Source organism: Alteromonas sp. RKMC-009 (assembly GCF_003584565.2).
Taxonomy (GTDB): domain Bacteria; phylum Pseudomonadota; class Gammaproteobacteria; order Enterobacterales; family Alteromonadaceae; genus Alteromonas.
Map to the genome: position 1 here is coordinate 4,174,309 of NZ_CP031010.1, position 22,214 is coordinate 4,196,522.

The 22,214-nt window shown below is 50.7% G+C and carries 18 protein-coding genes and 1 tRNA gene; 7 read left to right on the forward strand and 12 right to left on the reverse strand.

Translation table 11 applies throughout. The features are described 5' to 3' along the window. Positions 1-102 precede the first annotated feature (102 nt). The 3 genes from pbp4b (at position 103) to ggt (ending at position 5,786) form a co-directional block, all read left to right on the forward strand. Positions 103-2,556, forward strand: a complete 2,454-nt coding sequence (gene pbp4b, locus DS731_RS18290) for a penicillin binding protein PBP4B (RefSeq protein WP_119502672.1) — start codon at positions 103-105, stop codon at positions 2,554-2,556. Between the two features lie 150 nt (positions 2,557-2,706). Further along, complete coding sequence (locus DS731_RS18295) at positions 2,707-4,083, forward strand: Na+/H+ antiporter NhaC family protein (protein ID WP_119502673.1); 1,377 nt, start codon at positions 2,707-2,709, stop codon at positions 4,081-4,083. A gap of 5 nt (positions 4,084-4,088) precedes the next feature. Next, positions 4,089-5,786, forward strand: coding sequence for a gamma-glutamyltransferase (ggt, locus tag DS731_RS18300; protein WP_119502674.1), 1,698 nt, complete (start codon positions 4,089-4,091; stop codon positions 5,784-5,786). A 67-nt stretch (positions 5,787-5,853) separates the two neighbouring features. Here the strand turns inward: ggt and DS731_RS18305 are convergent, their stop codons facing one another. From DS731_RS18305 to DS731_RS18320, 4 genes are all read right to left on the reverse strand, one after another. Continuing rightward, entirely contained in the window at positions 5,854-6,270 is a 417-nt protein-coding gene (locus DS731_RS18305) for a VOC family protein (RefSeq protein WP_119502675.1), read from the reverse strand. A 10-nt stretch (positions 6,271-6,280) separates the two neighbouring features. After that, a complete protein-coding gene (locus tag DS731_RS18310) occupies positions 6,281-7,693 on the reverse strand; it encodes an aldehyde dehydrogenase family protein (RefSeq protein ID WP_119502676.1) in 1,413 nt (470 codons plus the stop codon). 91 nt (positions 7,694-7,784) lie between these two features. Continuing rightward, on the reverse strand, positions 7,785-9,083 hold the full coding sequence (locus DS731_RS18315) for an adenylosuccinate synthase (protein ID WP_119502677.1): 1,299 nt from the start codon (positions 9,081-9,083) through the stop codon (positions 7,785-7,787). A gap of 129 nt (positions 9,084-9,212) precedes the next feature. Beyond that, positions 9,213-9,398, reverse strand: a complete 186-nt coding sequence (locus tag DS731_RS18320) for a DUF2065 domain-containing protein (protein ID WP_119502678.1) — start codon at positions 9,396-9,398, stop codon at positions 9,213-9,215. 165 nt (positions 9,399-9,563) lie between these two features. On the opposite strand from DS731_RS18320, the gene DS731_RS18325 reads away from it, so the two are divergent. Next, complete coding sequence (locus DS731_RS18325) at positions 9,564-10,010, forward strand: hypothetical protein (RefSeq protein ID WP_119502679.1); 447 nt, start codon at positions 9,564-9,566, stop codon at positions 10,008-10,010. Here DS731_RS18325 and DS731_RS18330 read toward each other — a convergent pair. After that, on the reverse strand, positions 10,007-10,867 hold the full coding sequence (locus tag DS731_RS18330) for a thioredoxin family protein (protein WP_119502680.1): 861 nt from the start codon (positions 10,865-10,867) through the stop codon (positions 10,007-10,009). The genes DS731_RS18325 and DS731_RS18330 overlap by 4 nt on opposite strands. Before the next feature lie 129 nt (positions 10,868-10,996). Here DS731_RS18330 and DS731_RS18335 point away from each other — a divergent pair, with 129 nt between their 5' ends. After that, a complete protein-coding gene (locus DS731_RS18335; protein ID WP_119502681.1) occupies positions 10,997-12,922 on the forward strand; it encodes an aminotransferase class V-fold PLP-dependent enzyme in 1,926 nt (641 codons plus the stop codon). A 77-nt stretch (positions 12,923-12,999) separates the two neighbouring features. Here the strand turns inward: DS731_RS18335 and DS731_RS18340 are convergent, their stop codons facing one another. The 6 genes from DS731_RS18340 to purE all read right to left on the reverse strand — a co-directional run bounded on the left by DS731_RS18340 (position 13,000) and on the right by purE (position 17,077). Continuing rightward, complete coding sequence (locus DS731_RS18340) at positions 13,000-14,094, reverse strand: PQQ-dependent sugar dehydrogenase (RefSeq protein WP_202980673.1); 1,095 nt, start codon at positions 14,092-14,094, stop codon at positions 13,000-13,002. A 14-nt stretch (positions 14,095-14,108) separates the two neighbouring features. Beyond that, positions 14,109-14,582, reverse strand: coding sequence for a Dps family protein (locus DS731_RS18345; protein ID WP_119502683.1), 474 nt, complete (start codon positions 14,580-14,582; stop codon positions 14,109-14,111). A 124-nt stretch (positions 14,583-14,706) separates the two neighbouring features. After that, the gene (locus DS731_RS18350; RefSeq protein ID WP_232373405.1) at positions 14,707-15,186 is read right to left on the reverse strand and encodes a copper chaperone PCu(A)C; all 480 of its coding nucleotides are present in this window, start codon (positions 15,184-15,186) and stop codon (positions 14,707-14,709) included. A gap of 121 nt (positions 15,187-15,307) precedes the next feature. Beyond that, a tRNA-Thr gene (locus tag DS731_RS18355) sits at positions 15,308-15,383 on the reverse strand. A 60-nt stretch (positions 15,384-15,443) separates the two neighbouring features. Next, entirely contained in the window at positions 15,444-16,589 is a 1,146-nt protein-coding gene (locus DS731_RS18360; RefSeq protein ID WP_119502684.1) for a 5-(carboxyamino)imidazole ribonucleotide synthase, read from the reverse strand. Then, positions 16,586-17,077, reverse strand: a complete 492-nt coding sequence (gene purE / locus DS731_RS18365; RefSeq protein ID WP_119502685.1) for a 5-(carboxyamino)imidazole ribonucleotide mutase — start codon at positions 17,075-17,077, stop codon at positions 16,586-16,588. Before purE ends, DS731_RS18360 begins: the two co-directional genes overlap by 4 nt. Before the next feature lie 209 nt (positions 17,078-17,286). On the opposite strand from purE, the gene DS731_RS18370 reads away from it, so the two are divergent. Together DS731_RS18370 and nhaA are read left to right on the forward strand one after the other, a co-directional pair. Next, complete coding sequence (locus DS731_RS18370) at positions 17,287-18,165, forward strand: LysR family transcriptional regulator (RefSeq protein ID WP_161599179.1); 879 nt, start codon at positions 17,287-17,289, stop codon at positions 18,163-18,165. A 4-nt stretch (positions 18,166-18,169) separates the two neighbouring features. Further along, the gene (gene nhaA / locus DS731_RS18375) at positions 18,170-19,408 is read left to right on the forward strand and encodes a Na+/H+ antiporter NhaA (RefSeq protein WP_119502687.1); all 1,239 of its coding nucleotides are present in this window, start codon (positions 18,170-18,172) and stop codon (positions 19,406-19,408) included. On the opposite strand, the gene DS731_RS18380 is transcribed toward nhaA, so the two are convergent. Beyond that, entirely contained in the window at positions 19,387-22,188 is a 2,802-nt protein-coding gene (locus DS731_RS18380; RefSeq protein WP_119502688.1) for an ATP-binding protein, read from the reverse strand. The two genes, nhaA and DS731_RS18380, sit on opposite strands and share 22 nt — an antisense overlap. Positions 22,189-22,214: the final 26 nt, after the last annotated feature.

A 22,214-nucleotide genomic window follows, 5' to 3' on the forward strand; every position in this document is an offset into this window, starting at 1 on the left:
CGACATTGAATGACACACACCCGCCATTGGAATATTTTATTATTTACTTAGGAAATAATTGTGATAATTTGGTTATTTCATGCAGCATTAACCGGTAATAACATGTCACTCTTATCCCGACACTTTCGCTTTCTGGTCGCTACCTGCGCGGTTGCCACAATGATTGGCTGCGCCGGCGGTTACACCAGTATGCCATCGAAGAATACCGGTGAACGGGTGAAAGTGCTCGTTATGCATTTTACCGCGATAGATTACCAGAAAAGTGTGCATGCTCTGGTGGATGAAGGCGGGCTGAGTTCGCATTACCTGGTCACCGATCCGTCTGACCCCACGTTTCCGGGTGATGAGGCATCTGTGCTGCAGCTTGTGCCTGAATCGAAACGCGCCTGGCATGCCGGTAAAGGTGAGTGGCAAACGCGTAACCATTTGAATGATACATCCATCGGCATTGAGATTGTGAATGTACCTCAATGTCAGCGGGATAATGAGACAGCGGCCAGCCGGTCAGAACACGGAAGCAACCGCCTTTGTGTATTTCCTGATTATCACCCGGAACAAATTCAGGTGCTCATTGCGCTGGCAAAAGACATACTCGCCCGCAACCCGGACATTTCTCCTACTGCCGTTGTCGGCCATGCAGATATCGCATTTAACAGAAAAAATGATCCGGGCCCGCGTTTTCCATGGTATCAGCTGTACCTGGAAGGGATAGGCGCCTGGTATGACACCGGTACATTAACGACATACTGGCAACGCTTTAACCGCGCCCTGCCCTCAGTTTCATTAATGCAGGCTGCGCTTCACACTTACGGATACGGCGTAGTAGAAACAGGCATAATGGATGAGCAAACCATTAATGCGTTGTCTGCGTTCCAGATGCACTTTGTGCAGGATAACGTAACCGGCGCGATGAACAGCCGCACAGCAGCCGCACTGTTCGCTTTGCTGGACAAGTATTTTCCGCAAAAGGCCAAAGCGCTGAATACCCGCTACGCCCGTGAAACGGCACTGAAAGCCGCACCTGCTGAAGAGAAGCGTCCTCAGTCAGGGCAAATTGACAGTGATTTCCCCCAACAAGATCGTTCCAGCCGGAAAGAAGTGAACGACAAGGTCGCGTTTAAAGCGTACAAAGGAAGGGGCGAAATCTTACTGACGCCAGCCACAACCATCAATGCTACGGTGAAGGTAAATGGCGAAACGCTGAACATTGCCTCTCCCCTGGAGGCCGGTCATACCTACAGTTATTCCTTGAAAAAGCGTACACACAACGGTACGAACACTCTTGAGGTGCAAAGTGATTCAGAAAGCGATGCTTTGCACATCACCATTCCCTGGCCTGCGTTGACTGACGAAACGCAAAAATGGCAACAAGCCTTCAGACCAGTTGATGCGTTAATTCAGCAGGACATTGAGGATGGCTTTCCCGGGGCCGTATTACTGGTTATCAAAGACGGCGCTGTGATTAAACGTACAGCCTATGGCAATGCGCTGCTTTACGATGAAACAGGCACCCGCCTCACAAAGCCGGAGCCGATGACACCGGACACGCTGTTTGATGTAGCCTCTAACACGAAAATGTTTGCAACTAATCTGGCACTGATGAAACTGGTGTCTGAGGGGAAACTGAGTATTGATGCGCCGGTGTATCAGTACCTGCCGGAGTACGCCGGCGGTGGCCGTGAAGCCCGCACTGTCAGAGATTTACTGAGTCATCAGTCCGGCTACGGTCCTGAGGTGCGCTTTTTTGCCCCGGGTGAGCGCTACGGTGAGTCTTTCCGCTCACGGGATAAATCACATACATCAACCTTATTAACCACTGCGGTACCTTTTCAGATAAGCAAAGGCGCGCAGGCTACGTACAGTGACACCAACTTTATGCTGCTGGGACTGCTGGTTGAGCGGATAACAGGCATGTCACTTGACCGGTATTGTGAGCAGTTCATTTACGGTCCGCTTAAGCTTAATCACACGGTGTTTAACCCGCTGAAAAAAGGGTTTGCCCCCAGTCAGATAGCCGCTACAGAAATAAATGGCAATACACGCAGTCACAATATAGATTTCCCCGGCATCCGCACGTACACGCTGCGGGGAGAAGTGCATGACGAAAAGGCCTGGTACAGCATGGGCGGTGTATCGGGGCATGCAGGACTATTCTCCACGGTGGATGATTTTGCCGTGCTGATACAAACCTTATTAAATGGCGGTGGCTACGGACAGGTTGCACTGACCGACCGGGACACTATTTCATTGTTTACCGCTCCTTCCCCGCTGAATCCCGGTTTCGGACTTGGCTGGCGCAGGGGCAGCAACGGCAGTAATCGCTGGCACTTCGGCCCTTATGCCAGTTCACAAGCTTTTGGTCATACCGGCTGGACAGGCACGGCAACGGTTATCGACCCGGCGCAGGATCTCGGTATTGTGCTGTTTACCAACGCCAGACATACACCGGTTGAGAAACAGAGTACCGGCAACCTGCAATTTGCCGGCAGCGAATTTGAAACCGCAAAATATGGCAGTGTGATAACCCGGGTTTACGAAGCAATACTCAATCACTGAGGTAAAAGTACTGGCAGAACCGGTAAGTTCTCAGTTAGGCTATCGCCACGCTTTTTTATAAAGCGTCACACTGCCCCGCGGAACATAGCGCACTGAATATCAGCGCCTGATTTGCGATCAATCATTAGAATAAAAGCAGGAACATTTTTCATGGATTGGGTTTCAATTATCCCGCCTCTCGTCGCCATTTTTGTGGTGTTCTGGAAAAAAGAAGTCATCATGGCCTTGTTACTGGCCGTTCTCTCATCAGAAGCGTTGATTTTATTGAGTGTGACCGGTGACGGCGTATTGCTGGCGCCGGTGAATGCTATTGAAAGAACCATCGACGTTGCCGCCAGTCCGGGTAATACCCGGATCCTTATCTTCTCTATTCTGGTGGGTGCGCTGTTAGCCTATATCCGCGACTCAGGCGGTGTCACGGCTACCGTAAACTGGCTAACAGGCAAAGGCATTGCCAGAAGTAAGCGGCAGGTTGGCAGCCTGACGATGCTCACCGGTGTTGCTGTATTTATCGAGTCTAATTTAAGTGTACTCACCGCCGGCATATTCGCACGGGGTTTATTTGATAAATTCAAAATGAGTCGGGCACGCCTGGCCTACATCATCGACAGTACCAGCGCGCCGGTCTGTATTCTTATCTTACTGAACGGATGGGGCGCATTCGTCCTTGGCCTGCTGGACGGTTACGAACTGGAACAGTCTTCCGCCAGTATTCTGTGGGGCACAGTACCACTGAATTTCTACGCCCTGATCACTCTGGCGATTGTGGTGTACACCATAATGAAAGACAAAGTGCACGGCCCGATGGCAAAAGAAGATGCCGCCATGACTCATACCGGTACGGTAATTGAGTCAGAGCCGGCAACCAAAGTACGTTTTATGGTGGTGCCGCTGGTGCTCATGGTTGTCAGCATGGTGGGCTTTATGTTATGGACCGGAGATGGCGTGCTGGCTAACGGCAGTGGCAGCAAATCTGTGTTGTACGCCACCATTCTTGCTACCGTTGTCGCGTACTTCCTGTTAATTCTGCATAAGCGCTTCACCCATCACGAAGCCGTAGAGATTGGCTTTAAAGGGATGGGCGAACTGCTTCCGCTGGTGTCCATTGTATTACTTTCCATGACACTGGGAGCCAGCTTAAAAGTGCTCGGCACCGGCGTTTTTGTTGCCGGTATTGTGGGTGAGTACCTGCCTCTGGTGTTAATTGTTCCCATGCTGTTTCTGGCCGGCGCGGTCATGTCGTTTACCACCGGCACCAGTTGGGGCACGTTTGCGATTTTGATCCCCATCGGCGTTCCGTTGATCCAGTCATTAGGACTGCCCCCCTCTCTGGTCATTGCCGCAATTCTGGGCGGCGGCGTATTTGGTGATCACTGCTCCCCTATTTCCGATACCTCAGCGGTATCGTCTATCGCGGCCGGGTGCGATCTGTTAACGCACATCCGTACCCAGCTTCCCTATGCACTTACCGCTGGCGGACTGACACTCGTTGCCTATGTCATCGCCAGCATCATTATGATTGGATAGCCATTATGCGAATACTTTTACTCTCGCTATTTTTGTTTGTGGCGGCAGGATGCTCCGGTGAAAAACCAACGGTATCTGCACCGGCCCCGGAGGTTGAAACCAGCCAGCAGGCGGTGTCTATGCCTGATACCTTTGCTGCCGATGCTGCCATGGCAGTATTAAACGAAGGCGGTAACGCCGTTGATGCGGCCATCACAGCGCAATTTGTCCTGGCAGTGACGTTCCCTGAAGCGGGTAACATCGGTGGCGGTGGGTTCATGACCATCTTTTTCGACGATGAAGCCGCCTTTATGGATTACCGTGAAATGGCTCCGGCGGCAGCCCACCGTGATATGTACCTCGATGAAAACGGTGACGTGAAAACCCTGGAATCGCTGTTTGGTGCAAAAGCCTCCGGTGTACCCGGTTCAGTTGCCGGCATGTGGGCAGCACATCAGCGCTACGGTAAATTACCCTGGAACCGTCTGGTGCAGCCTGCTGTAGACCTGGCAGAAAAAGGGTTTAATGTGCCGGCAAAACTGGCTGACCATATCACCCGCTACATGGCCAGACAGGAAAAAGAAGGGATCACAAGCAACTTTGGCGACTATTTCGGTGAAGCCCGCACTGCAGATGTGCTGTTTAAGCAACCTGAGTTAGCCGCGGCACTGACCCGCATTCGTGACGAAGGCGAAAAAGGCTTTTACGAAGGCGAGACCGCCCGCATTATCGCCGGTTTCATGGCTGAAAACGGTGGCCTGGTCACAGAGGAGGATTTACAGGGTTACGAAGCCAAATGGCGGGCACCGATTGTTTATCCCTGGCAGGATTACAAACTCATCACGGCACCGCCTCCCAGCTCTGGCGGTGTGGCAGTAGCTCAGTGGATCAGTATGCTAAATGAAGTACTGAAAAATCAGACCCTGCCTGCACAAAACAGTAAAGAGTATATTCACCTGATGTCTGAAATCGGTAAACGTGTGTTTGCTGACCGCGCCGAATACATGGGCGACCCCGACTTTGTCGAAGTGCCTGTAAAAGCGTTATTAGAACCGGCCTACATTACTGCCCGGGCCGGAGAAGTGGATCCTGAAGCCATTTCAGTGACAGAAGACGTGAAACCCGGCTTATATGAAAGTCCCGACACCACCCATTTCTCGGTCATGGACAAATGGGGCAATGCGGTAGCGAATACCACTACCATTAACCTGTCCTTTGGCAGTGGCGTGGTGGTAGAAGGTGCCGGCTTCCTGCTGAACGACGAAATGGACGATTTCAGTGCTAAGGCCGGCGTGCCTAATTTCTTTGGTGCCATCGGCGGTACCGCTAACGAAATCCAGCCGGGTAAGCGCATGTTGTCTTCCATGACGCCAACCATTGTGCTGAAAGGCGACAAAGTGAAACTGGTCACCGGCTCACCGGGCGGTACCACGATTATTTCCTCAGTGGCACAGTCCATACTGAACGCGCTGTTTTTTGATATGACAGCAGACGCGTCGGCAAACAGCCCCCGCTTCCATCATCAGCTCTGGCCCAAAGACACCATTGCGTATCATGCAGGCATGCCGGCAGAGATTGTAAAGGCGCTTGAAGCAATGGGTTACACCATGAAGGAAAGTAACTTTGGCGATGTCCACCTGATTAAGCGCACTGAAACAGGCTTGGATGCAGCCTCTGAAGCCAGAGGACGCGGTAAGGCTATTGTTGAAGAAGTGGAATTGTAGTCAGCTTACACGGGCTCAGCGTCCCGGTTAATGAAGCGCAGCACAAGGCTGCGCTTTTTTATGTCTGTTACACAGCGAACAACTGAGAAAGCGATTTAAACGCCTTGAACTCCAGCGCATTGCCTGCAGGATCATGAAAAAACATGGTGGCCTGTTCGCCGGGCTCCCCTTTAAAACGCACGTAGGGCTCTATGACAAACGACATATCTGCCGCTTTTAACCGTTCAGCCAGTTTGTGCCAGTCTGCCATATCCAGCACCACACCGAAATGCGGCACCGGCACCGCGTGGCTGTCTACTTCATTGTGGTGTGGCGCAGAGGGCATGGCATCAACACAATGGGTTACCAGTTGATGACCATAGAAGTTCCAGTCAATCCAGCGGGTGTCACTGCGCCCGTGTTCGCAGCCCAGTAAGTCTCCGTAAAACGCGGCAGCAGCGGCTAAATCGTCAACGGGAATTGCAAGATGAAACGGTTGAGGCATGTGCTCTCCTTTATAATAATTTTTTCAACAGCCATAATTTAAATCGGGAATACGGGGCGTAGCGTACAGCCACATCAAACTTCGAGGCTCTTACCATCACTGATTTAAGATGACTGAACGTATCAAAGCCATATTGTCCGTGATAGCGCCCCATACCACTGCCACCGACCCCGCCAAAAGGCAGGTTTGCATTGGTCATAAACATCATCGTGTCGTTCACACACACGCTGCCAGCACTGGTTTGCGTAAGTACTTTGTCACGAAAGCCGTGATCTTCACTGAAAAGATACAGCGCCAGAGGTTTTGCCCGCCCGCGGATAAAGCCAATGCTGTCTTCTATGTTCTCCAGTTCGATGACCGGCAACACGGGGCCGAAGATTTCTTCCTGCATCAGCGTACTGTCTGCCGGAGGATTTAACACCACAGCCGGGGCCAGCTTGCGTTTCCCGTCGTCCCGTTCGCCACCAATACGGCATTGCAGATCCGCAATGAGCTGACACAGTCTTTCGTAATGTCGGGTATTGACGATATGTCCGTAATCTTTGCTTTGCAAAGGTTCAGGCCCGTACTGCTTAGTGATTTCCCGTTCAAGGGCAGCAAGAAACGCTTCAGCAAACCCTTTCTCAATCAGGATATAGTCCGGAGCGATACAGGTCTGGCCGCAGTTCATCCATTTACCCCACACTATCCGTCTGGCGGTGACGTCCAGTCTGCAACTGGCGTCAACGATACAGGGGCTCTTCCCGCCAAGCTCCAGCGTAACCGGCGTAAGGTATTTCGCTGCCGCAGACATAACAATTTTGCCTACCGCTTCGCCACCGGTGTAAAAGATGTGGTCGAAAGGCAGAGCTAATAAAGCCTGTGTCTCATCTTTAGCGCCTTCAACAACCGCCACGGCATCTTCTTCCAGATACTGAGGCAACAAGCTGGCCATTAATGCTGATGATGCCGGGGCAAGTTCTGACGGTTTAACAATGGCACAGTTGCCCGCTGCCAGTGCCGCAATCAGCGGCGCTAAAAGCAATTGCACGGGATAATTCCACGCCCCGATGATCAGCACTACACCTAACGGCTCAGGTTGCAGATAGCTGCGGGCCGGCTGGGCCGCCAGGGGCGTAGATACGTGACGTAAATCTGCCCAGCTGTCGATATGTTTAAGTGTGTGCTTGAGGTCAGAGAGTAAAAAGCCGGTTTCCGATGTACGGGCTTCTGTTTCACATTTGCCTAAATCCTGATTCAGGGCGCGGTGAATGTCCTGCTCATGGGTAACAAGCATGGTCTTGAGGGCCAGCAACTGCTGTTTGCGCCAGCTGATATCACGGGTTTTATTGGCGAAAAAGGTGCTTCGCAGCGCTGCGAACGTTGCAGCATAATGCCCGGTGTCCTGAGAGGGCGCGTTACCGGTATCAGTTACAACTTGCATAGATTCACTCCGCTGTTCAGCATTCAGAGGTTTACTTTACCGACAAAAAAGCCTGCTCGGAAGCAGGCTTTTCAGGTATTTATCTTTTCGCTTACGCGTCGTAAGGATGACGTAATACGATAGTTTCGTTACGGTCAGGCCCCGTTGATACGATATCAACAGGCACGCCGGTAATGGCTTCAAGGCGGGCAATATAGTTGCGCGCTTCCTGAGGTAACTTATCGAAATCAGTGACGCCGAAAGTTGTCTCTTTCCAGCCAGGCATTTCTTCGTAAACCGGAGTAACCAGGTCGTAGCCGTCAGCAGCCATAGGCGGAACGTCTTTCACGTTACCGTCTGCATCTTTATAACCTACGCAGATTTGCAGAGTTTCCAAACCATCCAGTACGTCCAGCTTGGTTAGGCAGAAACCGGTGATAGAGTTGATTTGCACAGCGCGCTTCATCGCTACGGCATCGAACCAGCCTGTACGACGCTTACGGCCTGTGGTCGCACCGAACTCGTGACCTTTTACGCCCAGGTGCTCACCCACATCGCAAGCCAGTTCTGTAGGGAAAGGACCGGAACCAACACGGGTTGTGTACGCTTTAACAATACCTAACACATAATCCAGGTTCAGCGGGCCAAAACCGGCACCGGTAGCAACGCCGCCTACTGTGGTATTAGAAGACGTAACGTAAGGATACGTACCGTGGTCAATATCCAGCAGTGTACCTTGCGCACCTTCAAACATAATGGGCAAACCCGCTTTGTGGGCTTTGTCCAGTTCATCGGTTACGTCAACAACCATGGCTTTCAGGATATCTGCCACAGCCAGCGCCTGCTTGAGGGTTTCATCGAAATCCACCGCCGGCTCTTTGTAGTATTGCGTCAACGTGAAGTTATGTACGTCCAGAACTTCTTTCAGTTTTGCCGCGAAATCTTCAGGATTGAAAAGATCGCCAACGCGCAGACCACGACGTGACACTTTATCTTCGTAAGCCGGACCGATACCACGACCGGTTGTACCGATTGCTTTGCTGCCACGGGCCTTTTCGCGGGCCACGTCCAGTGCAATGTGATAAGGCAGGATAAGCGGGCAGGCTTCACTAATTTTTAAACGTTCCCGCACAGGCACACCACGTTCTTCCAACATGGTGATTTCTTTCATTAGTGCTTCCGGGCTTAATACCACGCCGTTACCAATGATGCAGGTAACGTTGTCACGCAGAATACCGGACGGGATTAAGTGGAGGACGGTTTTCTCACCGTCGATTACCAGTGTGTGACCGGCATTGTGACCGCCCTGATAGCGAACCACGTATTTTGCGCGATCTGTTAACAGGTCTACGACCTTACCTTTACCCTCGTCACCCCATTGAGTGCCGAGTACCACAACGTTCTTTGCCATGAATCTAGTGTGTAAAAAAATTAGGCGGGGATTCTACCAAAGATTGCGACCTTTGATCATCTGTTTTATGCGCAAAAATAAGACAGACATAGTCTGAGCCATATTATTTTTTTATAAATTAACGATTGTTCAACGGGATAGATACACCAGGCTGACAACGCCAATCACCACCAGCACTCCTCCGACTTGTCTTAGACTATTGCTCGATTGCTGGCTCACAGAAAGCAGGTATAATCGCCAACGGTCAGGCATGATTAACGGTCCAAGCCCTTCAACAATGCAAACAATAGCCAGTGCCGGCCATAACCAGTCCATGCATTTCTCCTCATTAAGTTTGTTTTGGTTGCTGATGCACAACCCTGATGACGCCTGATCTTTTGACCGGAGACAACGTTAACACATTTGACCAGTTATATTTTGTCACAAAACCTCAAAATATCTGCTATATCAATACTGTAGTTATGCATTAAAGGATAACCAATGAGATTTCCTCTTCAGGGACACTATGCACTCGACGTTTCAGGCAACCTGCTTGAAGTGTTTGCAACGGGTGCCTGGAATAAAGCCACAGCAGAGGCCATGACAGAGGATATTCACCGGATGGCGCAAGGGTTTAACAATGAACCCTGGGGAGCCATAATGGACGGTCGCCGCTGGGTATTGTCTACGCCTGAATGTCAGAATGTGCTGGCAAGGGGAATAAAGAAGAACATCACCATGGGTCTGACGCGATCTGCCTATGTGCTTGATGCGGGCATGGTGAAGCGGGCTCAAATTGAACGAACCCACCCACACCTGCGGGAAGACATTCGCGGAACAAATTACGAACGTGCTTACTTTTCCAGCTACTTCGAAGCGCTGTGCTGGCTTGCTGAAGGCGGTTTTACACCCTACCCGCAGCAAACCCCGCCGTCAGAAAACGATTAATAGAGCAGGCTGTAAACCTTACGGCGGTACTCAGACTTCAGACTGTCACCATCCGGCAATGCATTAATCATATCCAGCATCAGCTTTTTCGCTTCACCGAAATTCAAATCTGTCTTTAGCACAGTAAATAACAATGCCAATGCTTCGGCAGATTTATGGGCCTGCTGTAACTGCACCGCTAGTTCCACTTTCAATTGCAGATTGTCGGGTTCAGCTTCTACCTGTGCGGTTAACTGCTGAATTTCCGGAGACTCAGCGGCCTGTTCTGCCAGTTCAACTTTACCGGTCAGCGTTTGATAGCGACTATCCTGATCGACCAGAGTAATCGTTGCCAGCAGCGCCTTTGCAGCATCCACAGAACCGGTTTCCACCAGGCAGTCGATGTACATATAACGGGCGTTAATATTACCTTCGTTCATTTCAAAGGCTTGTTTGGCAAACGGGAATGCCGTTGCATAATCACCTTCGTAAATGGCTTCACCGGCTTTCGCCAGTAATTCATCTTCCGGGTTCGGCAGGTACTTACTCAGGAACTCGCGGATCTGGTCTTCGCCCTGAACGCCGGCAAAGCCGTCCACCGGCTGGCCGTCTTTCACAACCATAACAGTGGGCAGACTGCGAATACCGAACTGCGCCGCGACTTCCTGCTGCTGGTCACAATCGACGCGGGCAAGAATTAAATTATCACCGTATTCAGACGCGATCTTTGCCAGTATGGGAGAAACACTTTTCGACTCCTCGCTCCATTCTGCCCAAAAATCCACAAGTACCACTTTTTCCCGTGAATCCATCAGAATGACCTGCTGAAAATTCTCCGGAGTGATATCAACGGTATTGTTCGCAACTAAATTATCCATGCGTATTTGCCTGTTCTGAATATTTGCTCAATGATATGGGTGCGTTAGCTGCAAAAGCAAGACTGACAACCATACAGTTCAGCGTTACACTGACTGCCACGACTTTTTAAGGAACGATTTATTCTTACTATGCTCCCCCAATTGAAAATTCTGATCATTGAAGACTCAGCAGAGCTGCTGGAGCAGCTTTCCACCAGCATCCGTTCCACCACCGAGCTGTTCGACAGGCCAGACATTGAGATCACTGTCGTTGAAGCCAGCTCTGTCGCTACAGCCCTGGATTCTGTTCACAACGACGGAGAAATTCAGGCCGTGGTATTCAGTTGGGACACTGAAGTCAGGCAGTTTGAAATCGGTGGCGAAGGCAAAGGGAAAGTAGACAACAATGCGGTGGTCATCAAGGCCATCAAAGCCATCCGCCCGGAATTACCGGTTTATGTACTGGGAGATGCCATTAAGGGACTGGATATTGTTAACCAGGCCAGCGGCATGGAGTCGTTTTTCTACCGCAACGATATTATCTCCGATCCGGAATCGATCCTCGGCTACATCATTAACGACTTTGACGATCGCAATGAAACGCCATTCTGGACTGCCTATAAAGAGTATGTACTGGAAGCCAACGATTCGTGGCATACGCCGGGTCACAGTGGCGGCGCCAGCTTCCGTAACTCGCCTTATATCAGTGATTTTTACCGTTTCTTCGGCCGCAATGTGTTTGTCAGCGACCTGTCGGTAAGCGTGGACTCGCTGGGTTCTTTATCTGACGGTACGCATGCCATTGGCCGTGCCCAGTCTGCACTGGCAAATACCTTTGAAGTCCGCCAGTCGTATTTCGTGACTAACGGCTCATCGACGTCCAACAAAATTATTCTGCAAACCCTGCTGCGTGAAGGCGATAAAGTGATCGCCGACCGTAACTGCCACAAATCCGTGCACTACGGTATTGTGCAGGCACGCGCAATGCCGGTGTATCTGGACAGTGTTTTTAACCCTGATTACGGCATTTTCTCACCGCCGAAACTGTCACAACTGAAAGAAGTGATTGAAGCCAATCAGGATGCAAAACTCATTGTGCTGACGGGTTGTACCTACGACGGACTGCTGACCGACCTGAAGCAGGTTGTGGACCTGGGCCACCAGTACGGTATCAAAGTATTCATCGACGAAGCCTGGTTTGCGTATTCCTTATTCCACCCGCATTTCAGACCCTATTCAGCCATTCACGCCGGCGCAGACTACGTGACGCACTCGGCGCATAAAGTGGTATCAGCATTTTCTCAGGCGTCGTTCATTCACGTGAATGACCCGGATTTCGATATCGACTTCTTCAAAGAGATTTACAGCATACATACCAGCACCTCACCCAAGTATCAGTTGATTGCATCGCTGGACGTGTGCCGTCAGCAACTGGAGATGGAAGGCTACAAAATACTGAATGAGTTGCTCAGCAACGTGGCGGAACTTAAGGAGCAGGTATCGCGTTTCAGCCGCATCCGTATTCTGGAATCAAAAGATTTTGCACAGGCCTTTGACCATTTTGAAGAAGACAATATGGGTCATGATCCCCTGAAAATTCTTATCGACGTTTCAGCCTTGTCTTATTCGAACCATGAAATTCACCGCTTCCTGATGGATGAAGTGGGTCTGGAAATCGAGAAGTTCACTCACAGCACGATTCTGGTTCTGCTTACCCTTGGCGGCATGCGCTCGAAGATTGTGCGCCTGTACAATGCGCTGAAGAAACTGGATGAAGGCAGTGTCAGCCTGAACCGCAGTAAGAGCCGTGCGGTAATGCCGGCGAAGATCCCGCCGATTAATCTTGTGACCTTGCCTTCAACGGCGTTTTTCAGCAAACGTGAGTCGGTTCCCTGGCAGGAAAGTGCCGGTCGAATTGCAGCGGGACTGGTAACGCCCTATCCGCCGGGCATTCCTTTGATCGTGCCGGGACAGTTAATCGAGCAGGAACATATTGATTATCTGCGTTCACTGGCCAATCAGAAGCTCACCATCCAGGGCTTATACGACGGAGAATTATACGTGCAGGGCGAATAGCGCTGCAGACAAAAAAGCTCACCGTCCGGTGAGCTTTTCGCTTTATAAGGTAGTGCCGGTAACAGCAGTCAACCGGTTTACTCCGGTGATACCTTGAGCAACTTGCCTTCCGGCGTATCGGTCAGCAGATATAAATAGCCATCAGGCCCTTCAATCACATCACGGATACGTTCGTTTCTGTCACGGAGATATTCTGTCTGCTCACCGGGTTTTCCGCCCTCCATGTCAATGTGGCGAAGGTGCGTAAACTTGAGTGAACCCACCAGCAAATCACCTTTCCACTCGGGGAATTTGTCACCGTTGTAGAACACCATGCCGGACGGTGCGATAGACGGATCCCAGTAAACAACGGGCTGCTCCATGCCTTCCATTTCTGTTTTGTCAGAAATAATGTCACCACTGTAATCAATACCGTAAGTGATCAGCGGCCAGCCATAATTGTTACCTTTGCCCAGCAAATTCACTTCATCACCGCCTTTCGGACCGTGCTCCATTGCCCAGACTTCACCGGTTTGCGGATGAACTGTCAGGCCCTGCACATTGCGGTGACCGTAACTGTACACCTGCGGCGCGTCACCTTTGGTGAACGGATTATCTTCCGGTACAGAACCGTCAGGCCAGATCCGCACCACCGTACCCAGATGATTATCAGTGTTCTGCGCCTCTTTCATGTACTTGTAACGATCGCCCAGAGTGATGAACAGATGTCCCTCATTATCAAACGCTACGCGGCACCCAAAGTGAAAACCGTTATCCACCAGCGGTGAAGCTGAAAAGATGGTTTCGACATCAGTCAGGCTGTCTCCGGCGATTTTAGCTTTGCTGACACTGCTGCTACTGCCACCTTCACCCGGTTTGCTGTAACAAAAGTAAATGGTCTGGTTGTTTGCAAAATCAGGATCAGCGGTGATACCCAGTAATCCGCCCTGATTCACTGCAGCCACTTCAGGTACATTCTTCAGCGGTGCACTCAGGCCGGCAGTCTTGTCAAAAATTCGGATGTTTCCTGCCCGTTCGGTGATCACCATTTTACCGTCAGGCAAAAAAGCCATTCCCCAGGGGTGAGAAAGACCGGTGGTCAGTTCTTCTACGTTCAGTTCTGTCGCCTGAGCAGAAAAAGCTGTGCCCAGCACAGCGGCCAGGCACAGCGATTTAGTCCATGATGTCATCATGTTATTTTTATACCTTATTGAGGCAGCATCGCCCGTAACATCCATGCGGTTTTCTCATGTACACGCATGCGGTCTGAAACGAGGGCAGCTGAAGATTCGTCATCGGCATCCTGTGCCAGCTTCAGCACACTGCGGGATGTTTTCACAACGGCCTCATGACCGTGTGTTAACAAGCGTACCATCTCAGACGCTTCCGGCACACCCTCAACTTCTTCAATTGAAGACAACTCAACGAATGATTTATAGGTACCCGGCGCAGCAACACCTAACGTTCTGATGCGCTCGGCAATATCATCCACAGCAGTTGCCAGTTCGGTGTAATGCTCCTCGAACATCAGATGCAGTTCGCGGAATTGTGGTCCGGTGACGTTCCAGTGGAAATTATGCGTTTGCAGGTACAAGGTATAAGAGTCTGCCAGCAATCTTTTCAGTCCTTCGGCAATCTCAAAACGATCGTTTTCTGAAATACCAATATCAATCTTGCTCATCGTACACTCCTTAGTGGAATAAATTGTTTTGAATCGTTATGATTCAATAATAGCAATCGATAAAAATAAATAAAATCTATTTTATAGATTAGTCAGTTCAATTGTTTCTATGCGTTTTTCACGGTCAGTGATCATTACCATGATGATGGTGATGCATTGTTTCCGAAGCATTGACTACCGGCACTGTCACCTTCTGTTCAGACCCGTCGCTGAAATATAAGGTCATGGGAAAAGCTGAACCGGCTTCCAGTCCTGAGACTAACCCGGTCAGCATAAAATGCGTACCGCCGGATTGCATAGCCACAGACTCTCCGGGAGCGACGGTTACCCCGTCTTTCAACTGACGCATTTTCATCATCCCGTCCTGCATGACAGTAGAATGCATTTGCACCTGCGCGGCCAGATCTTCACTGACACTGGCGCGGACAAGGGTAAGCGGCTGATCTGAGTGATTCGTGATTGTGGTGTAGACAGCGGCTGTTTCAGCCATCGGAAAGGTTGCTCTTGCCTGCGTGTTTGTCAGTTCAAACTGTGATGCCGCAGACGCTGCAGAAGTTAACAACAATGCCAGTAAAGAGACTGACAGTCTGAAAAGCACAGACACGTTTTCGCTCCGGTGAAAGACGTTGGTTTAACACCATCTTAGGAGAGATAACCTGATTTAGGAAGTGTGCAGTTTGATTTACTGCAAGAAAACGAAGAATTTTCAGCGGATGCAGAGAGAATGGTGCCGACTGCCGGAATCGAACTGGCGACCTACTGATTACAAGTCAGTTGCTCTACCAACTGAGCTAAGTCGGCACACTCTCTAAAGCTTGCTGCGAACAGCGGATGCGTATTCTAGCGACAGAATTATTTCTGTCAAGACTCTATCTGCTTAAGTTTACGCGCTTCTTTTCCCAGTTTAGGGAAATACTCTGACGGTACATACTGGCCAAGCTCTTCAAGCTTACTTCCCAGTTCAGCATAGGTTGCTGCCGTCACGTTAATATGACCCATTTTGCGCTTTTCACGGACGGTTTTACCGTACCAGTGCAAATGACAGCCGGCTATCTTCAACAGATCACGGGAAAAGCTGCTGCAGCCAATAATGTTAACCATGGCGCTGGGCCCGCGGGCTTCTGTATCCCCTAACGGTAAACCGGTGACTGCGCGCAGATGATTTTCAAACTGACTGGTGTCGCTGCCGCTCATCGACCAGTGGCCGGAGTTGTGTACCCGCGGCGCCAGTTCATTGACCAGCAGTTCGTCTCCGCACTGGAACATTTCCACCGCCAGCACGCCAACATAGTTCATGCCTTCAGCCAGCACGCGGAAAATTTCTCCGGCTTTTTTCTGCAACGCTTCAGAGACGAACGGAGCCGGTGCCACAGACACATGCAGCTGCCCCTGGTGGTGCAGGTTCTCAGCCAGAGGGTACACCTTGATGTCACCGTCTTTATCCCGCACGCCAACCAGCGACAATTCGCGATCAAAGTTCACCATGGCTTCAACCACCAGTGGCACTTTTTTAAGATCAAGATTGCTCAGCGCCTGTTTAATTTCGGGAAGTTGCTCTTCGCTCATTAAACGCCACTGGCCATAACCGTCGTAACCGTCACGGCTGGCTTTGATGATCAGCTTATCGCCCAGTGCCGATACGCAATCTTCCAGCTCGTCGATATACGTGACTACCTGATGGGCTGCATTGGGTACATTCAGCGCATCAAGCAAACGCTTTTCTCTGACACGATCTGCACCGACCAGGATGGCATTCATGGACGGATAGAGTTTTTCTGTTTTGCTGGCCTGTTCGAGCAGCCTTTCCGGCACGTGCTCAAATTCAACTGTCAGGGCGTCTGAAGACTCTATGGCCTGCGCCAGACTGATATCCAGCGGACGCTTGCTGACAGGGTGTACAACCGTGTCATTACTGACTTCAACAGCCTGCACTTCAATACCCAGCGGACAGCCCGCAAGATACATCATTTGCGCAAGTTGACCTGCGCCGTACACCAATACTCTCATTCATCAAGCTCCAGATTACCGTTGCTCAGTACTGTATCTGTTTGTGTTTTTCTGAATGCAATAACAGCGTCCCGTACCGCTTCGTCCTGCAACGCCACAACCTGAGCAGCAAGCAAACCGGCGTTAGCGGCACCGGCGTCACCAATTGCCAGCGTGCCTACAGCAACACCTTTAGGCATTTGTACGATGGATAGCAAAGAATCAATACCGTTCAGCGCTTTCGATTTCACGGGGCAGCCAAAAACAGGCAGATGGGTATGGGCAGCAATCATGCCGGGCAAATGCGCGGCTCCGCCGGCGCCGGCAATAATACAGCTGAAACCTTCGTCATGTGCAGTTTCGGCAAATTCCACCAGCAGATTAGGTGTACGGTGGGCAGAGACCACCTTTGCTTCAAATTCCACTCCGAACGATTTAAGCATCTTCGCCGCGTTTTGCATTGTCGGCCAATCAGACGTAGACCCCATGACAATAGCAACTTTAGCCATCGTGTGACTCCCCATGGTTTGAGACGTTGGTAAGACCCGCTGTTTGATGTGAAATTAATCAGGCGGATCAGAAAGCACGCGATTTTAGCATAAAATCTGATAATACCCACATTACCTGCGATGATAAGACTGTAATAAATAGATCCTTCGTTATATTTTATTACTATCAATAGTGAATTATTTATATTTGCATGAACCAGGGAGTCTTTATGCAATCTTTGACATTTCGTCTTCTGGAGGTCTTCCAGAGCATTGTCGATCACGGTTCTATCACTGCGGCATCCTCGGCGCTTTCTCTTTCTCAGCCCACCGTATCGTTACAACTCAAAAAGTTGTCCGGCATTGTAGGCATGCCGTTATTCGAACAGACATACGGCCAGTTGAAAATGACAGAAGCCGGAGAAGCCGTTTATCAGTGTGCACAGGAAGTGCTGGGCTCTCAGTCCAGACTGGAAAGTCAGATCCATGCGTTGAAAGGGGTGGAAATCGGTACCCTGAAGCTGGCAGTCGTAACGACAGCTAAATATGTGGTTCCGCCCATTTTAAGCCCGTTCTGCCGGCAACACCCTAATATTGAAGTGCGTTTCACGGTGGGCAACCGCGCGGACATTATTGAGCGCATGCGCCACAACCGGGATGACGTGTACATTTTCAGTCAGCCGCCCCAGGACGACAATCTGATCTGTACGCCATTTTTACAAAACAAGCTGGTTGTTATCGCGCCGCCTGATTATGACGGCCCGGATAACTGTGATCTAAAAGACCTCATCAATCATAAATTCTTACTACGGGAATACGGCAGCGGTACGCGTCGGGCAATCCAGGATTACACTGACAACAAAGGGTTGGTGTTCCGGAATTCCATGATTATTGAAAGTAACGAAGCGATTCGTCTTGCGGTCACATCGGGGCTGGGTCTGGCGATTCTGTCCGAACACACTCTGGCGCACACGCCGCCGGACAGTGTGAGGATCCTCAACATCAATGATTTCCCGCTAGTAAACCACTGGCAGGCAGTGACCGTAAAACACCGTCAGATAAGCCTGGCAGCTCAGGCTTTTCAGAAGGCTTTATTAAACGTGGAGTAATCACATGGCAAAAACGGGCGTAGAGAATGTCCTTGAAGAAATTGTTTCTGATGTACAGTCATTTCTGAAAAGGGACGCGTCAGCAGGCATCATCCTGATGGGAGCAACCCTTCTCGCGCTTATCATTGCCAACACGCCGTTAAACGGCGTGTACAAAGATTTTCTTGATATGAAGGTGACGGTGGCCGCCGGCAGCTTCGAAATCGACAAAGCCCTGCTGCTGTGGATTAACGATGGTCTGATGGCAGTATTCTTTTTCCATGTCGGGCTGGAACTGAAGCGGGCCGTGTGTGAAGGCGGCCTGTCTGATCCTAAAAATATTGTACTGCCGGCTGCCGGTGCTGTAGGCGGCATGATTATACCGGTGGCCATATACCTTGCGCTGACCTTTGGTGCTGAAAATGCCATGGAAGGATGGGCCATTCCGGCCGCCACAGACATCGCCTTTGCACTGGGCATCATGGCACTGCTCGGCAGCAGAGTACCCGCCAGTTTAAAAATATTCCTGGTCACGCTGGCCATCATTGATGACATCGGTGCCATTGTCATCATCGCCCTTTTCTACACGGACAATATTTCTTTATCAGCATTAATTGTAGCGGCTGTATGTTTACCCGTACTCTTCTGGATGAACCGCCGCAACGTTACCGACATTCCCCCTTATGTATTAATCGGTCTGGTGCTGTGGGCTGCCATGCTTAAATCCGGCGTGCATGCCACCCTCGCCGGTGTTGTTCTGGCTGCATTTATCCCGATGCGCGATAAAAAAGACCCGGAATATTCACCGGTCATTCATCTGGAGCACAGCCTGAACAGCAGTGTCAGTTTTGTCATCCTGCCCCTTTTCGCCTTTGCGAACGCCGGCATTAACTTTAACGAGATGGAAGCAGACGCACTGACGCATCCGGTAACCCTGGGGGTATTTTTTGGTCTGGTTACCGGTAAGCAGCTTGGCGTGTTCTTATTTTCATGGCTGTCGGTGAAAATGAAGTTTGCCAAACTGCCGGAAGATTTGTCATTCAGACATATTTACGGCTGTGCCCTGTTATGTGGCGTCGGCTTTACCATGAGTCTGTTTATCGGTTCGCTGGCATTCGGCGGCTCAGAAAAAGCCTTTGATGAACGTCTGGGCATACTGGCGGGTTCACTGGTATCCGGTCTGCTTGGCTACCTGGCCCTGCGCTTTATTGGTAACCCGAATCAGAAATCAGCCAAAGATGTTCAGCCGCCGGTTGAGCCGTAGTGCGTTTTCCAGGTTTGCGCCAGCATGCTGAGTAATTGCCGGCGCTTAACCGGCTTACTCAGATAAGCATTCATACCGGCAGCCAGACAGGCCCGCTGATCATCCACAAAGGCATTGGCTGTCAGCGCAATCACGGGAATGCCCGCTTTCTCTGACTCAAGCCCGCGGATAACACGGGTTGCTTCGAACCCGTCCATTTCCGGCATCTGGCAATCCATCAACACAATGTGAAAATGCATCTGACGCACCGCCGCCACGGCCTGTTTACCGTTGGCCACACGTACGCAGCGGATCCCTTTGTTTTTCAGCATATCCACTACGATGTGGGCGTTAATATCGTTATCTTCTACCACCAGCACTTTCAGATTATCCGGAATAAACGCATCCGGCTCACTCTCTGCCTCAGGCTCCGCTTCAGCGATGTCAAAGGGAAGGGTAACGGTAAAGCTGGTGCCTTCACCGGGTTCTGAAGCAACCTCGATGGTTCCGTCCATCAGTTCAACCAGCTTTCTGGTGATGGGTAAGCCTAGACCCGTACCACCATAAAGACGGGTTGTAGACGCATCTGCCTGAGCAAACTGTTCGAAGATATGTTCCAGTTTTTCAGGTGCGATCCCGGTGCCGGTATCCTTAACGGTGAGTGTCAGTAGCCCGTTTTCAAAGCCGGCGAGAACGGTGATTTCCCCTTCTGTAGTAAATTTCACCGCATTGCTCAGCAGGTTATTCAGCACCTGACTCAGCTTACCCATGTCACCACATAACATTTCGGGAAGTGGCGTAAGGTAGGTCATTGATGAAGTCACACCATTATTAATGGCAGCATCCTGGTGAAGATGAAATGATGCTTCCAGCACTTTTTGCAATGAAAAATTCACCGACTCGGTTTGCATTTTGCCGGCCTCAATTTTCGACCAGTCGAGAATGCTGTCGAGGATCATCAACAAATTGGAGGCAGACTGGGCAATCATGCCAATGCGCCTTGCTGCGCCCCGCGGTAAGTCATCTTCCAAAAGATTATCGCAGGAGCCGATGATACCGTTCATCGGTGTACGGATTTCATGTGACATGTTGGCAAGAAACTGAGATTTCGCCACATTTGCAGCTTCCGCCTGTTTCACCGCAGCTTCCAGGTGCAGGGTCTTTTCCTCGACCCGTGAAGCCAGTGTCCGGTTCAGTTCTGCCAGTTCCAGGTTGAGCTTTCGCTGGGATTCCCGCGAGCGTTCTAAATCATCAAAGGCATCGAACAGCCGCCGTTGCATGGAATCAAACGCTGACTCCAGACTTCGTAATTCTGTTACCGGCAAACTCTCAGAGGGGACGATTCCCTGGCCCCGGTTATTAGGGTCAAAGGCTTCAAGCTGGCCGATAAGTTTTTTAAGGGGGCGGTTAACAACTGAAGCCAGGGTGAAGCCGGCCAGTAAACCGGTAACGGCAAATACCGCCAGCAACTCGAGCACGGTAATCAGCGATGAGTTGGTGAGTTGCAAAAAGCGCTGCCAGCTGTAAAGAATACGCACGTGCCAGCCGCTGCCGTCTATCTGCACGCTTCTCACAAACCACGTTTCGTTATTAACCTTAGTCAACGCATCGCATCCGGTGTCGCAATTGCCCAGAGGCGAAGGCATTAACGGCTGGGCACTAAGCACCTCTGAGCCATACACCAGCTTTCTTTCACTGTCTTCCACCAGCAACATAAAGCCATTAATGTTACTGCTCTCGAAACGACTGAAAGATGACAGCGATAGCGACCCTTCCAGAATGCCGGTGACTTCACCGTCTGCTCCGGTTACCGGTGCGGATATGGCGACAATCGGGTCCTGCCCGAACCCCCGTCCGCGAAACGCATCTGACAGATACGGTGTCCCGCTGGCGATTACCTGTGAGAAATATTCACGACCGGACACGTCAAGCATGCCTGCATCAGTAGCTTTCGCTAGCAGCGTTTCAGGCCATGCATGGGTAATTTTACCCTGCGCGTCTGCCGTCAGAAAGGTAAGAAAAGCCGGACTGGATTCAGCCAGCCCGCTCAGTAAACGATCGGTTTGCACTGCGTCGGGTTGTGTAGCACCGGGCATGGCAGAGAGCGTACCGGCAGCGAAATTAATTGCCCGCTGATGGGTGTCGAGAAAATCTTTTACCTGCCCGGACAAAACATGAAGCCGCTGAGCCATATAAAGCTCTATCTGACTTTTCTGACGCTGCTGATATTGATGGATAAACGAATAGCTGACGCACAGCACAGCCAGAAAGAACAATGCGCTGAAGCAATATGCCAGCAGATATTTAAAATTAATGTCTTTTTTAAATGTACCGGGATGCCAGGCCAGCCGGCTAAAAAGGTAAGCAAGGTGCGCTGATAACACCGAAGATAACAGGCAAAACCAGGTCACTGAAACGGTGGTAAACGCCGCGGTATTAAAGCCGTTTTGCTCACTCCATTGCTGAAAAGCGAGGATTAGTACCGCCAGCGAACTGTAAAACCCGATGCCGGTTTTCAGTGGTTCGCAGGGCGATTGCCGCCTTCTGCAGAGTACTAAAACAAGAGGCAGTCCGGAGCAGAGGATAACAGGCAGTGTGATACCGTGAATAAACCACACCGGCGCCATAGCCAGAGCGATGCCCGGAACGGACAGCGCTGCAGGCATACGTAAAGCCATGAACACGGCAACAGGCAAACCGAATGCTGTTAAGCCGCCACTGATAAATGGCGGCGGTATCAGATTAAGGCCGGCACTGAACAGTACCAGCAATAACCACTTTACAGTTTCTGATGTGCGCATACCGCATGAACTCTACGCATTAAGGG